12 protein-coding genes are annotated in these 14,398 nt (G+C 61.4%); 6 read left to right on the forward strand and 6 right to left on the reverse strand.

Going from position 1 to position 14,398, the window contains the following annotated elements; genetic code table 11:
• Positions 1-118: 118 nt before the first annotated feature.
• The 5 genes from KVG91_RS06735 to KVG91_RS06755 form a co-directional block, all read right to left on the reverse strand.
• A complete protein-coding gene (locus tag KVG91_RS06735) occupies positions 119-1,405 on the reverse strand; it encodes an ABC transporter substrate-binding protein (RefSeq protein ID WP_169376290.1) in 1,287 nt (428 codons plus the stop codon).
• Positions 1,406-1,508: 103 nt separating this feature from the next.
• Positions 1,509-2,768 (reverse strand): D-mannose isomerase, encoded by a 1,260-nt coding sequence (locus KVG91_RS06740; protein ID WP_169376289.1) that lies wholly within the window; start codon positions 2,766-2,768, stop codon positions 1,509-1,511.
• 275 nt (positions 2,769-3,043) lie between these two features.
• Positions 3,044-3,880 carry an ATPase gene (locus tag KVG91_RS06745; protein WP_169376288.1) on the reverse strand — a complete coding sequence of 279 codons (837 nt, stop codon included), beginning with the start codon at positions 3,878-3,880 and terminating at the stop codon, positions 3,044-3,046.
• Positions 3,881-3,994: 114 nt separating this feature from the next.
• Positions 3,995-4,993: an NAD-dependent epimerase/dehydratase family protein gene (locus KVG91_RS06750; protein ID WP_169376287.1), complete on the reverse strand. Its 999-nt coding sequence runs from the start codon at positions 4,991-4,993 to the stop codon at positions 3,995-3,997.
• 53 nt (positions 4,994-5,046) lie between these two features.
• Positions 5,047-5,940, reverse strand: a complete 894-nt coding sequence (locus KVG91_RS06755) for a LysR family transcriptional regulator ArgP (protein ID WP_169376286.1) — start codon at positions 5,938-5,940, stop codon at positions 5,047-5,049.
• 91 nt (positions 5,941-6,031) lie between these two features.
• Here KVG91_RS06755 and KVG91_RS06760 point away from each other — a divergent pair, with 91 nt between their 5' ends.
• The 6 genes from KVG91_RS06760 to KVG91_RS06785 all read left to right on the forward strand — a co-directional run bounded on the left by KVG91_RS06760 (position 6,032) and on the right by KVG91_RS06785 (position 13,242).
• Positions 6,032-6,631 (forward strand): LysE/ArgO family amino acid transporter, encoded by a 600-nt coding sequence (locus tag KVG91_RS06760; protein ID WP_169376285.1) that lies wholly within the window; start codon positions 6,032-6,034, stop codon positions 6,629-6,631.
• 178 nt (positions 6,632-6,809) lie between these two features.
• Complete coding sequence (locus KVG91_RS06765; RefSeq protein WP_003212997.1) at positions 6,810-7,406, forward strand: superoxide dismutase; 597 nt, start codon at positions 6,810-6,812, stop codon at positions 7,404-7,406.
• Between the two features lie 145 nt (positions 7,407-7,551).
• Positions 7,552-7,812: a hypothetical protein gene (locus KVG91_RS06770; protein WP_225926954.1), complete on the forward strand. Its 261-nt coding sequence runs from the start codon at positions 7,552-7,554 to the stop codon at positions 7,810-7,812.
• Between the two features lie 206 nt (positions 7,813-8,018).
• Positions 8,019-10,070 (forward strand): putative bifunctional diguanylate cyclase/phosphodiesterase, encoded by a 2,052-nt coding sequence (locus KVG91_RS06775; protein WP_169376284.1) that lies wholly within the window; start codon positions 8,019-8,021, stop codon positions 10,068-10,070.
• 126 nt (positions 10,071-10,196) lie between these two features.
• A complete protein-coding gene (locus KVG91_RS06780; RefSeq protein ID WP_169376283.1) occupies positions 10,197-11,540 on the forward strand; it encodes an imelysin family protein in 1,344 nt (447 codons plus the stop codon).
• Positions 11,541-11,787: 247 nt separating this feature from the next.
• The gene (locus tag KVG91_RS06785; RefSeq protein WP_169376282.1) at positions 11,788-13,242 is read left to right on the forward strand and encodes a TrkH family potassium uptake protein; all 1,455 of its coding nucleotides are present in this window, start codon (positions 11,788-11,790) and stop codon (positions 13,240-13,242) included.
• Here KVG91_RS06785 and KVG91_RS06790 read toward each other — a convergent pair.
• Positions 13,199-14,257 (reverse strand): AraC family transcriptional regulator, encoded by a 1,059-nt coding sequence (locus KVG91_RS06790; protein ID WP_169376281.1) that lies wholly within the window; start codon positions 14,255-14,257, stop codon positions 13,199-13,201. The two genes, KVG91_RS06785 and KVG91_RS06790, sit on opposite strands and share 44 nt — an antisense overlap.
• Positions 14,258-14,398 lie beyond the last annotated feature (141 nt).

Here is a 14,398-nt window from a genome sequence, read left to right on the forward strand (position 1 = left end):
CGAGGCTTGTGTGGGAGCTGGCTTGCCTGCGATGGCATCACCTCGATGAAACAGCTACACCGAGGTGCCTGCATCGCGGGCAAGCCCGGCTCCCACATAAGCACAATCCAACCAACGGTTACTTGGCAGACTTGATCGCAGCACCAAGCTTCTTGGCGGTGTCGGCCGGGTCGGCTTTCGGGTCGTTGATGAAGTTGGTCACCACATCAAAGAATGCACCTTGCACCGCCAGGGTCGTGGCCATGTTGTGCGCCATGCTTGGCTGCAGGCCACCGGTCTTGGCATCTGCCAGGAAGTCCTTGGCGGCGGTCTGGGCGCAGGAGTCGAAACCGAGCTTGTCCATTTCATTGAGCATGTCGGTACGAACAGGGATCGAGCCCTTGTTGATGCTGAACACCTTCTGGAAGTTTTCACCCAACACGACTTTGGCGATGTCCTGCTGACCGGCCGCCGTGCCTTTGTCTTTCTGCTTGAACACCGCCAGGGAGTCGATGTTGTAGGTGAAGGCCTTGTCGGTGCCCGGGAAGGCTACACACTCGTAGTCCTTGCCGGCGACTTTCTTGGCGGCGGTCCATTCGGACTTGGCCCAGTCACCCATGATCTGCATGCCGGCCTTGCCATTGATGACTTTACCGGCTTCCAGGTTCCAGTCCTGGCCTTTGCCATCGACGTCCATGTAGGTCGCGACTTTCTTCAGTTCGGTCAGGGACTTGACCATTTCAGGGCCGGTCAGCGCAGCGTTATCCAGGTCGACCAGGGCTTTCTTGTAGCCCTCGGCACCCATCACCGACAGTACAACGGCTTCGAAGACGGTGCTGTCCTGCCAAGGCTGGCCACCGTGGGCGAGCGCAATGAAACCGGCGGCCTTGAGCTTGTCGCCCGCTGCGTAGAATTCTTCGAGGGTGGTCGGGTTCTTGGTGATACCGGCTTTCTTGAAGACCTCCGGGTTGATCCACAGCCAGTTCACGCGGTGGATGTTGACCGGTACGGCGACGTAATCACCTTCGTACTTCACGGTGTCGGAGACTTTCTTGTCGAGCAGGGAGTCCCATTTTTCGTCTTTGGCGACAGACTTCAGCACGTCAGTGTCGAGCAGACCGGTGGACGCCCATTCCTGGATGTCGGGGCCTTTGATCTGGGCAACGCCGGGGGGGTTGCCGGCGACCGCGCGGCTTTTGAGCACGGTCATGGCGGTGGCGCCACCGCCACCTGCGACGGCGCCGTCTTTCCAGGTGAAACCGTCTTTTTCAACTTGGGCCTTCAGGACATCTACAGCCGCTTTTTCGCCGCCCGAGGTCCACCAATGCACAACTTCAACCGTACCTTTGGAGTCGGCGGCAAATGCACTGAGAGGCAACAACGAGGCAACGGAAATAGCTACGGCGAGGCGATTAATCGCGTTCATCTGAATACCTTTTCTTGTTGTTATGCATGCAAGTCTTAGGCTTGCGCTGCACGGAGTTTAAACATGGTTTTTTTGGCGCAGGTAACAAAGGGATGCTCAAATGTCACCAACTGGTGACATAGCGCCCTGCTCCGATTGCACTGGCCAGGCTTGGCGCCAACGGCAGCGCAGGCAGCAATACCGCTTGCCAGGCATGGTAGAGGTCGGGCTTGCCGCCCCAGATGTTGCTGCTGGGCCTGTTTTGCGGGCTGAGTTCGTGGTGCCAACTGCCGTGGACTCGGTCGATGAAGTGGGTTTCGCAAAACTCCCAGATGCGCCGGTACCAGGTTTCGTAGTGCAGTTCGCCAGTGCGTTTGAGCAAGGCCTGGGCCGCGGCGCTGGCTTCGGCGTGGGTCCAGTGCAGGCGCTCGCGCACCACCGGGCGGTGGTTCCAGTCCAGGGTGTAGACGATGCCGGGGGCGCCGTCCACGGACCAGGCGTATTCGCAGGCGCTGGCAAACAGGCCCTTGGCATCGATCACCAACCAGTCGGGCGTACTCAGCCCGGCTTGCAGGCGCGCCGCTTCCAGGTGCAGCAGTAGCCGCGCCCATTCGAAACCGTGGCCGGGAGTGATGCCGTAAGGGCGAAAGCCGTCGGCGGGGTTGTCTTCGTTGTAACCGGGCAAGGGCTTCCAGTGCGCGTCGAAATGCTCGATCACCATGAACTGGTTGCCGGCGGCGTGCGTGTGGATCACCCGCTCGACGATACGCAGCGCGCGGTCCAGCCAGCGTGTGTCGCCGGTCACATCGGCCAGGGCGAGAAAGGCTTCGGTGGCGTGCATGTTGCTGTTGGCACCGCGATAGGCTTCGACGCCGCTCCAATCCTGGGCGAACGACTCGAGCATCACGCCCTCTTCCTCGTTCCAGAAAAACTGGTCGATGATATGGATTGCGTCGTTCAGCAGGTCTTGCGCACCGGGCGCCCCGGCTACGACCGCCGAGCTGGCGGCCAGGGCGACAAAAGCGTGCAGGTAGGCGGCCTTGCCACGGTTGCCATCGATGGCCTGGGGCGCGGCAAACCAGCCACCGTGCTCACTGTCACGCAGTGGGCCACTGAGGGCGGCGACACCGTGCGCCACCCGCTCGGCATACCCCGGCAAGCCCAAGGCGTGGGCCATGGCGAAGCTGTGGGTCATGCGGGCGGTGTTCATGGTTTCGGCCTGGGCGTCGGCAGGCAGTTGACCTTTGTCGTTCAGGTTGCCAAAGCCGTCCGGCAGTCGAGATGCCTTGGCAAAGGCCAGCAGGCGCTGACCTTCCGCGGCAAGCCAGGCGTGATGGGCAGGCGCGTTCAGCCAACTGCTGGCAGGCAGTGGGTGCATAGTCATGAGTGGCCCTTTTTGTTTTTTATGGGATGACCGGAGTCTAAACAAGGGTGCGCCGGGGGCAAGTAACGAAGGGGAAGGGAAATGTCACGAAGTGGTGACATTCACACAGGCAACACAATCCAGCGCCTGACCCCTATCAAACTGTGGGAGCTGGCTTGCCTGCGATAGCGGTCTTTCGGTTGCATCACTGTCAACTGACTCACCGCTATCGCAGGCAAGCCAGCTCCCACAGTTTTAATCGGTTTATACCTGATGAACCTCGCTCGCCCTAACGATTACTGCTGCCCATTCGCCGGCGCATTGAGCCGCTGGTTCAGGTACTGCACCTGGCTCTGCAACGTGGTGATATTGCGTGTGGTCTGGATGCGAAACACGTCGAACTCTTTGTTGGTCGGCGCATCGCTGTTGGCCGGCTGGTTGTCCTGCGCGCTCTTGAGCACCACCAAGTCCTGCTCGATGCGTGCAATGGCCGCGCTCGGGTTGCCTTGTTTCTTCAAGGCGGCCACGTCAGCGGACAGCTCCTTGATTTCGGCGTCGCGCTTGCCCGCATCGCCTTGCGCCGCCTTAAGCGTCGCCACGGCGTCGGTCAGCGCCTGGACCTGACCTTGCAGCTTGCTGTTGGCGCTGGACAGCTCGGTGGTACTGGCCGTCATCTGGGCCAGGCGCTTGTCCAGCTCGGTGGCCTGGCCGGCCACGCCGACCTGCTGTTTACCCTGCTCCAGCAACTGGTCTTCCAGTTGCTTGATCTGTTGCTTCAGCGCTTCGCTGCCATTATTGACGTTGGCCTCGCTGGCCACCACCTTGCCCGAAATGTCCTGCAGGCGCCCCGCCGCCTCTTCGCTGATGCGCGCAAAGCTCTCCTGAGTGGCGACCAGTTGCTGGCCCATCAGGGAGATCTGCTGGAAGCTCCACCAGGCCAGGCCTGCAAAGGCGATCAGCAGTGCGCCGACCAAGGCCCACAATGGCCCGGTACTGGCACTCTTGACCTTGACCACCTTGGGCGCGCGCGAACGCACCGAGGTGGCCGGGCTCAGTTCGAAATCATCGTCATCCCCGACATCCGCCCGCAGGCTGGGAACGTTGTCGAATTCGTCTTTAGCATCGTTGCGCATGAATCAACCCTGAATCGGTGAAGTGGCGAGCGACCGGAGTATAAACCGCGTTCCCGGCGCACTGATCGACCCGGAACGCCGAAATCGGTTCCCGAAGTGTTGCCTGTTGTGTGCTTACTTGAAGCCAGGGTCCTGGGCCTTCCACCAACTGCAGAACTCGTCGAGGGCGGTCCACAGGCTGACCTTGGGCTCGTAGTCCAGATAATGCCTGGCCCGGCTGATATCGAGGGTGAAATCTTTGCTCATCACTTGCATGCCCAAGCGCGACAACGCCGGCTCCGGACGACCGGGCCACATCGCGCAAAAGGCTTCGTTGAGGGCCGCCACGCTGTAGGACAAGCCGTAGGAACGGTACCGCATGACCTGAGGCAGTTGCATTTGGCGCATCACGTAGTTCACCACATCCCACACGGGCACCGGTGCGCCGTTGCTGATGTTGTAGGCTTTGCCCAGTGCCGAACCGGTGGCGAGCAAGCTGCTCAGCAGCGCTTCGTTGAGGTTGTGCACACTGGTGAAATCCACCTTGTTGAGGCCGTCGCCGACGATCGCCAGGCGGTTCTTGCGCTGCATCTTCAGCAGACGCGGGAAAATGCTCATGTCGCCGGCGCCCGTAACGAAGCGTGGGCGCAGGGCCAGCACTTCGAGACCAAATTCCTGGGCACCGAACACTTTTTGCTCGGCCAGGTATTTGGTGGCGGCATAGGGGTGCTTGAAGCGCTTGGGCACTTGCGCTTCGGTCAGCCCCAGGTGGTCGCGGCCGTCGAAGTAGATTGAGGGCGAGGACAGGTGCACCAATCGGCCGACACGCTGCTTGAGGCAGGCTTCGACGACATTTTCGGTGACCAGCACGTTGCCCTGGTGGAAGTCCTGGTAGCGCCCCCACAGCCCGACGGCGCCAGCGCAATGCACCACGGCTTCGACGTCGCGGCACAGGTCGCGCACCAGGTCTGCGTCATTCAGGTCACCCTGGATAAACTCGGCACCGCGCCTGACCAGGTGCTCCACACCTTCGGCACGTCGCCCGTTGACCCGCACGTCCAGGCCCTGCTCCAGGGCGAAACGCGCAAAGCGCCCGCCAATGAAGCCGCTTGCGCCGGTGACCAGAATCTTCATGTATTACCCCGTGTACTGTCGTTTTTTCATCGCTGTTGCCTTGACGCGCGCCATCACTCCAACGGCACCAACCATTGGCCACATGCCTGCGCCAGATGCTCGGTCAACAGGCCCAGCAGTTGCCCGCCACTGCGCCAATGATGCCAGTACAACGGCACATCGATGGGCTTATCTGGCAATAACTCCACCAATACGCCCTTTTCCAGCTGCTCGCGCACCTGCAATTGCGGCACCAGGCCCCAGCCCAGGCCCGCTTCCGCCAGGCGGATGAAGCCTTCAGACGATGGGCATAAATGGTGCTCGAAGCCGCCGTCCACGCCGAGGGATGCCAGGTAACGGTGTTGCAGGAAATCATCCGGGCCGAAGACCAATGCCGGGGTGCGCGCCAATTGGTCGGCGCGCACGCCCTGTGGAAAGTGCCGTGCGATAAACGCCGGGCTGGCCAGTGCGCGATAGCGCATGGCGCCCAGCAACAGGCTGCGCGCGCCGGCTACCGGGCGTTCGCTGGCGCAGATACACGCCGCCACTTCGCCGGCGCGCATGCGTTTGAGGCCTACGGTCTGGTCCTCTACCACCAGATCCAGCAGCAGATGCTGCTCGGCGCAAAAGCCGCTGACCGCCTCGGCCCACCAGGTGGCCAGGCTGTCGGCGTTCAGCGCGATGCGCAGGCGCTCGGGCATGCCTTCCTCGTCCAGCGCCGGCACCTGGCTTTGCAGGTCGCGCTCCAGCAGGCGCACCTGTTGCACATGGTTGAGCAGGCGCCGGCCGATGTCGGTTGGCGTCGGCGGCGTGGCCCGCACCAGCACCGGTTGGCCGATACGCGCCTCCAGCAGCTTGATGCGCTGTGAAACCGCCGATTGCGAGAGCCCCAGCACCTGGGCGGCGCGCTCGAAACCTGCCTGTTCCACCACCGCCGCCAGGGCAGAAAGCAATTTATAGTCGAACATCAGTTTCTCTAATGGGCGATCAGCAATATTGGTTTTTCTTATACAGCGTCGGCCCGGAGAATGACCAGCATCGTAGAGAGGATCTTCAATTATGTGGCAAAGCTATATGAACGGACTGCTGGTGGCCCTCGGCCTGATCATGGCCATCGGCACGCAAAATGCGTTCGTGCTGGCGCAGAGCCTGCGCCGTGAACATCACTTGCCCGTGGCGGCACTGTGCGTGATCTGCGATGCGATGCTGGTGGCTGCTGGTGTGTTCGGGCTGGCCACGGTGCTGGCTCACAGCCCAATCCTGCTGGGGATAGCGCGCTGGGGCGGTGCTGCATTTTTGCTGTGGTATGGCGTGTCGGCCTTGCGCCGAGCCTGTTCGAAACAGAGCCTGGGCCAGGGCGACAACGTCAAGATGCGCTCGCTGCGCGCCGTGCTGCTCAGCGCCTTGGCGGTCACCTTGCTCAACCCTCATGTGTACCTGGACACGGTGCTGCTGATCGGTTCGCTGGGCGCCCAGCAAACCGAACCCGGCGCCTATGTGGCGGGGGCCGCCAGTGCTTCGTTCCTCTGGTTCATGACCCTGGCACTGGGCGCTGCATGGCTGGCGCCGTGGCTGGCACGCCCGGCGACCTGGCGCCTGCTGGACCTGCTGGTGGCAGTGATGATGTTCAGCGTGGCCTACCAATTGATCAGCACCTGAGCGATATTCCAAAACGCTCTGGAACCTCTATCCCACACAGTTGTTGCGTGGTTTTGCCGCACCCCCGGTGCTATGATCCGGACCCTGCGCCGCAAAGAGTACAAACTCCCCGGCGCTTGTTTGGCCGCCCGTGATCGGCCTTGCGCTCACCGCAACTGACCTGATTAGGAGAATCATCATGGCTTTCGAATTGCCGCCGCTGCCCTACGCACACGATGCCCTGCAGCCGCACATCTCCAAGGAAACCTTGGAATACCACCACGACAAGCACCACAACACCTATGTCGTGAACCTGAACAACCTGGTGCCTGGCACCGAGTTCGAAGGCAAGACCCTGGAAGAGATCGTCAAATCCTCTTCGGGCGGCATCTTCAACAACGCCGCTCAGGTCTGGAACCACACCTTCTACTGGAACTGCCTGGCGCCAAACGCTGGCGGCCAACCTACCGGCGCACTGGCCGAGGCCATCAACGCTGCGTTCGGTTCGTTCGACAAGTTCAAGGAAGAGTTCACCAAGACGTCCGTCGGCACCTTCGGTTCCGGCTGGGGCTGGCTGGTGAAAAAGGCTGACGGTTCCCTGGCCCTGGCCAGCACCATCGGCGCCGGCAACCCGCTGACCAGCGGCGACACCCCGCTGCTGACCTGCGACGTGTGGGAACATGCCTACTACATCGACTACCGCAACGTGCGTCCAAAGTATGTGGAAGCGTTCTGGAACCTGGTCAACTGGAAGTTCGTGGCTGAGCAGTTCGAAGGCAAGACCTTCACTGCGTAAGCACTGCTTGCAGTAAAAAAACCCGGCGAATGCCGGGTTTTTTTGGGCTCTGGATACGCCATCCGATGATCGGAACTGGATCGAGGAATGTCGCCACACAGTCAGCGTGAGGAATTCGCCTCACGTACCTGTCGGAGAAATTACAATGTCCATTGGCGCACTAGCAGCACTCCCTTTGGTGGGCGAACTGGCCAAAACCGCTCTTCCTGTGGTGGGCGAAGTGGCTAAGGCGGCCACCGAACTGTTCAAATTAGCGGGTAACGCAGTCGACTCGCTCGCCGCCACGCAACAAAGCGGCGCGGATCAGAACAAGATCGCCCAGGAAAATACCCACTGTCACGACAAGCCTGTGGATTTTTCCAGCGCTAACTCGGCAAGCAAAAACGTGAACATCAGCGTCTCGTGAAAACGGCAGTGCCATGAGCGAACGAACCTCGTGCGCTCATGGCATTGTTTCAGGCAGGCGGACTCACCTGCGCCCTGCCCCCCGCGTCCTCCCTCAAGTAATTCGTCAAACCCGTGGATACCCCAATGTTCCTTTGACTGCCACCTTCAGATTGCCAATACTCATGGCATATTGAAGGCCACCCGCATGAGACAAGGAATGCCCCTTTGAAGCTGGAACTCAAACACAGCTTGTCGGTGAAGTTGCTACGGGTTGTGCTGCTTTCGGCATTGATCGTGGGCGTAGCGCTGAGCGTGGCGCAGATCGTTTTCGATGCGTACAAGACGCGCCAGGCGGTGGCCGATGATGCCCAGCGCATCCTCGATATGTTTCGCGACCCTTCGACCCAGGCCGTCTACAGCCTGGACCGCGAGATGGGCATGCAAGTCATCGAAGGGTTGTTCCAGGATGACGCCGTGCGCATGGCGTCCATCGGCCATCCCGCCGAAACCATGCTGGCCGAAAAAAGCCGCGCCTTGCAGCACGCCCCCAGCCGCTGGCTGACCGACCTGATTCTTGGCCGGGAGCGCACCTTTACCACCCCGCTGGTCGGCAAAGGCCCCTACAGCGAGTACTACGGCGACCTGAGCATCACCCTCGACACGGCCACCTATGGCCAGGGCTTTATCGTCAATTCGGTGATCATCTTTGTCTCCGGCGTGCTACGCGCCCTGGCCCTGGCCCTGGTGTTGTACCTGGTCTATCACTGGCTGCTGACCAAGCCGCTGTCACGGATCATCGAGCACCTGACGTCGATCAACCCGGACCGGCCCAGCGAACACAAAATTCCGCAACTCAAAGGCCATGAGCGCAATGAGTTGGGCCTGTGGATCAATACCGCCAACCAGTTGCTCGAATCCATCGAGCGCAATACCCACCTGCGCCACGAAGCCGAAAGCAGCCTGCTGCGCATGGCTCAGTACGATTTTCTCACCGGTCTACCGAACCGCCAGAAACTGCAGGAACAACTGGATAAAATCCTCATCGACGCCGGCCGCCGGCAACGCCGTGTGGCGGTGTTGTGCGTGGGGTTGGATGACTTCAAGAGCGTCAACGAACAGTTCACCTACCAGGCGGGCGACAAACTGCTGCTGGCCCTGGCCGACCGCCTGCGTGCGCACAGTGGCCGCCTCGGCGCCCTGGCCCGACTGGGCGGCGATCAGTTCGCCCTGGTGCAGGCCGATATCGAGCAGCCCTACGAAGCTGCCGAGCTGGCACAAAGCATCCTTGACGACCTGGAAGCGGAGTTTGCCCTCGACCACGAAGGCATACGCCTGCGCGCCACCATCGGTATCACCTTGTTCCCGGAAGACGGCGACAGCACTGAAAAACTGCTGCAAAAAGCCGAACAGACCATGACCCTGGCCAAGACCCGTTCGCGCAACCGCTATCAGTTCTACATCGCCAGTGTCGACAGCGAAATGCGCCGCCGCCGCGAACTGGAAAAAGACCTGCGCGAGGCGCTGAGCCGCGACCAGTTCCACTTGGTCTACCAACCGCAGATCAGCTACCGCGACCACAGCGTGGTCGGCGTAGAAGCGCTGATTCGCTGGCAGCACCCCGAGCACGGTTTGGTGCCACCGGACCTTTTTATCCCGTTGGCCGAGCAGAACGGCACTATTATCCCGATTGGCGAATGGGTGCTCGACCAGGCCTGCCGGCAATTGCGTGAATGGCACGACCAGGGCTTTACCGACCTGCGCATGGCAGTCAACCTGTCCACCGTGCAGTTGCACCACACCGAGTTGCCACGGGTGGTCAATAACCTGATGCAGATCTACCGCCTGCCGCCGCGCAGCCTGGAATTGGAAGTCACCGAGACCGGCCTGATGGAAGACATCAGCACCGCCGCCCAGCACCTGCTGAGCCTGCGCCGCTCCGGGGCGCTGATTGCGATTGACGACTTCGGCACCGGCTATTCATCCCTCAGCTACCTGAAAAGCCTACCCCTGGACAAGATCAAGATCGACAAGAGCTTCGTCCAGGACCTGCAGGATGACGACGACGATGCGACCATCGTGCGCGCCATCATCCAACTGGGCAAAAGCCTGGGCATGCAGGTGATCGCCGAAGGCGTGGAAACCGCAGAGCAGGAGGCCTACATTATCTGCGAAGGCTGCCATGAAGGTCAGGGTTACCACTACAGCAAACCCTTGCAGGCGCGGGAGTTGGCGGCTTTTCTGAAGCAGTCGGAGCGCAATAACGCTGCGATTCTCTGACCCGGCAAGACGATACTGAATATTTCCCGCGTATAACCCTTTACACAAAATGCAAATCTTTCGCATTATGTTGCAGTTTTTTGCGCTCCCCGCGCGCCCATCAACAACCGAAGCAGGATGTCCGCCATGATTCGTATGCCCCTGGCCACCGCCAGTCTGCTGGCCATTGCCATTTCTCTCGCCGGCTGCGGCGAAGGTAAAGACAAGCCCGCAGCCAACCAGGCGCCGACCCCGGCTGCCAGCACTACTGCTCCAGCGGCTGCCGCCCCTGCCGGCCAGGTCGACGAAGCGGCCGCCAAGGCCGTGGTTGCGCATTACGCAGACATGGTGTTCGCGGTCTACAGCGACGCGGAGTCCACCGCAAAAACCCTGCAGACCGCCATCGACACCTTCCTCGCGAACCCGAACGACCAGACGCTCAAAGCCGCGCGTACCGCCTGGATCGCCGCCCGCGTGCCGTACCTGCAGAGTGAAGTGTTCCGCTTCGGCAACACCATCATCGACGACTGGGAAGGCCAGGTGAACGCCTGGCCGCTGGACGAAGGCCTGATCGACTACACCGACAAATCCTACGAGCACGCCTTGGGTAACCCAGGCGCCACCGCCAATATCATCGCCAATACCCAGATCCAGGTCGGCGAAGACAAGGTCGACGTGAAGGAGATCACCCCAGAAAAACTCGCCAGCCTCAATGAGCTGGGCGGTTCCGAGGCGAACGTCGCCACCGGCTACCACGCCATCGAATTCCTGCTCTGGGGCCAGGACCTCAACGGTACCGGCCCGGGCGCCGGCAACCGCCCGGCGGCGGACTACCTGACCGGCGACGGCGCCACTGGCGGCCACAACGAACGCCGCCGCACCTACCTGCGCGCCGTGACCCAACTGCTGGTCAGCGACCTGGAAGAAATGGTCGGCAACTGGAAACCCAACGTCGAAGACAACTACCGCGCCACTTTGGAGGCAGAACCCGCCACCGACGGCCTGCGCAAAATGCTGTTCGGCATGGGCAGCCTGTCCCTGGGCGAACTGGCCGGTGAGCGCATGAAGGTTTCCCTGGAGGCCAACTCGCCGGAAGACGAACAGGACTGCTTCAGTGACAACACTCACTACTCGCATTTCTACGACGCCAAGGGCATCCGCAACGTCTACCTGGGCGAGTACACCCGTGTCGACGGCACCAAAATGACCGGCGCCAGCCTGTCGTCCCTGGTGGCCAAGGCCGATCCGGCGGCCGATACCGCGTTGAAAGCGGACCTGGCAGCGACCGAAGCGAAGATCCAGGTCATGGTTGACCACGCCAACAAGGGCGAGCACTACGACCAACTGATCGCTGCCGGTAACGACGCCGGCAACCAGATCGTGCGTGACGCCATCGCTGCGCTGGTCAAGCAGACCGGCTCGATCGAAGCGGCTGCGGGCAAGCTGGGCATCAGCGACCTGAACCCGGACAGCGCTGATCACGAGTTCTGATCCGAGCGGTGCTGAACAAGGCGGCCTTCGGGTCGCCTTTTTTGTGCGGTCCATCTACCACCCCTTAACCCTGTGGGAGCTGGCTTGCCTGCGATAGCGGTGTGTCAGTCACATCCTCATCTACTGACCCACCGCTATCGCAGGCAAGCCAGCTCCCACATTTGAACTGCGTCGCTTCGGACGCCCCGGTTTACAAGCCCTGAACCCCAGGTAGAATGGCGCCTCTGCCCACACCCGAGCTCACTTCATGGCGTTGCCGACCCTACGCATCATCGGTTTCATCATCGGCATCTTTCTGATCACTCTCGCGATCGCCATGGTCGTGCCCATGGCGACCCTGGTGATCTTCGAACGCACCAGTGACCTGCCCTCTTTCCTGTGGGCCAGCATGATCACCTTTATCGCAGGCCTGGCCCTGGTGATCCCCGGTCGCCCCGAGCATGTGCATTTGCGCCCGCGGGACATGTACCTGCTCACCGTTACAAGCTGGGTAGTGGTGTGCATCTTTGCCGCGCTGCCGTTTCTGCTGACCCAGCACATCAGCTACACCGATTCGTTTTTTGAAAGCATGTCCGGCATCACCGCCACCGGTTCCACCGTGTTGAGCGGCCTGGATGCCATGTCGCCCGGCATCCTGATGTGGCGTTCGCTGCTGCACTGGCTGGGTGGCATCGGCTTTATCGGCATGGCGGTGGCGATCCTGCCGCTGCTGCGCATCGGTGGCATGCGCCTGTTCCAGACCGAATCGTCGGACCGCTCGGAAAAGGTCATGCCCCGCTCGCACATGGTGGCGCGGCTGATCGTGGCGGCTTATGTGGGCATCACCATACTCGGCAGCCTGGCGTTCTGGTGGGCCGGGATGGGCCTGTTCGATGCGATCAACCATGCGATGTCGGCCATTTCCACCGGTGGTTTTTCCACCTCCGATGAATCCCTGGCGCACTGGAAGCAGCCGGCGGTGCACTGGGTCGCGGTGGTGGTGATGATCCTTGGCAGCTTGCCGTTTACCTTGTATGTGGCCACGTTGCGCGGCAACCGCAGGGCCTTGATCAAGGACCAACAGGTGCAGGGCTTGCTCGGCTTGTTGCTGGTGACCTGGCTGGTCCTCGGCACCTGGTACTGGTGGACCACCAACCTGCATTGGCTGGACGCCCTGCGGCATGTGGCCTTGAACGTCACCTCGGTGGTCACCACCACCGGCTTTGCTCTGGGGGACTACAGCCTGTGGGGCAATTTCTCGCTGATGCTGTTCTTTTACCTGGGCTTTATCGGCGGCTGTTCGGGCTCTACGGCGGGCGGAATCAAGATCTTCCGCTTCCAGGTCGCCTACATCCTGCTCAAGGCCAACTTGAACCAGCTGATTCACCCGCGCGCGGTGATCAAGCAAAAGTACAACGGCCACCGCCTCGACGAAGAGATCGTGCGCTCGATCCTGACCTTTTCGTTCTTCTTTGCCATCACCATCTGCGCCATCGCCCTGGCCCTGTCGCTGCTGGGCCTGGACTGGATGACCGCGTTGACCGGCGCCGCCAGTACCGTGTCCGGCGTGGGCCCGGGGCTGGGTGAAACCATTGGCCCTGCTGGCAACTTCGCCAGCCTGCCGGATGCGGCCAAGTGGATTCTGTCGCTGGGCATGCTACTGGGCCGGTTGGAAATCATTACGGTCTTTGTGCTGTGCATTCCGGCGTTTTGGCGCCACTGAGCGTCAACGCTTGCAGCAACCGCACCCGGTATTCGCCGGGCGTGGTATCGAACCAGCGACGAAACGCGCGGAAGAAATTGCTCGGGTCGGCAAACCCCAACAGGTAGGCAATCTCCAGCAGGGTCATGCTGGGTTGCGCCAGGTACTGCTCGGCCAGTTCGCGGCGGGTGTCGTCGAGCAAGGCCTGGAAGCTGGTGCCTTCTTCCTGCAGACGCCGCTGCAGGGTGCGCTGGGACAGGTGCAACGTGCGGGCCACCACTTCACGCTTGGGCTCGCCCTGGGGCAACAGACGGCAGAGCACTTGTCGCGCCTTGTGGGTCACACGGCTTTCCGAGAAGCGAGCCAGGTACTCACCGGCAAATCGGTCATGCAGCAGCGCCATCGCCTCGTTCGCCGTGGGCAGCGGCGCGTCCATGTCGGCCCGTTCGAAAATCAGCGCGTCGTAGGGCCCGTTGAACTCCAGGGGCGCGTGGAAGGCTTGTTTGTAGGGCGACAGGTCCGTCGGTTGATCGCCTTGCAGCACCACCTTGCGCGGCTGCAGCGTGCGGCCGGTCAGCCAGCCGCAGAGCGCCAGGGCACAGGCCAGCGAGGCTTCGGCGCTTTGCCTGGTGGGCGGCAGGTGGTCACCGTGTACCGTCAGGATCAACGCATAACCTTCGGGGACCAGTCTGAAACTCAAGTCGGCACTTTCGGCGATGATGCGCTGGTAGCGCACCAGGCGCATAAAGCCCTCGGCGAGGGTATTGCTGGACATCAGTGCATAGCCGGCCACATGAAACGATGCCGGGCGCACCACTTTGCCCATGTTCAGGCCGATCGCCGGGTTGCCCGAAAGCTCCACCGCCCGCTGCCACAGGCGGGTCATGGCGTCTTGCGGGAACCGCGCGTCGGGATCGTTGAGGGCGGCGTAGTCCAGGCCCAGTTGCTTGAACAAGGCGCGGCAATCCAGGCCGTCCATTTCCAATGCCTTGACTATTCCCATCGCCCAGCTGGCAGACGTTGTTCGTTCGCTCATGGCGTCTTCTTAAATAATGCAGGCTTAACGGCAGCCAGGAGGCCAAGGATATTAAAGTGGCATCTATTGTCACTGGCTGTTACCACTGATCACTCTAGACTCAAATAAGCTCCTCGCTGGACATCTGTTCGAGCGGCATAA

It is taken from the genome of Pseudomonas azadiae (genome assembly GCF_019145355.1).
Taxonomy (GTDB): domain Bacteria; phylum Pseudomonadota; class Gammaproteobacteria; order Pseudomonadales; family Pseudomonadaceae; genus Aquipseudomonas; species Aquipseudomonas azadiae.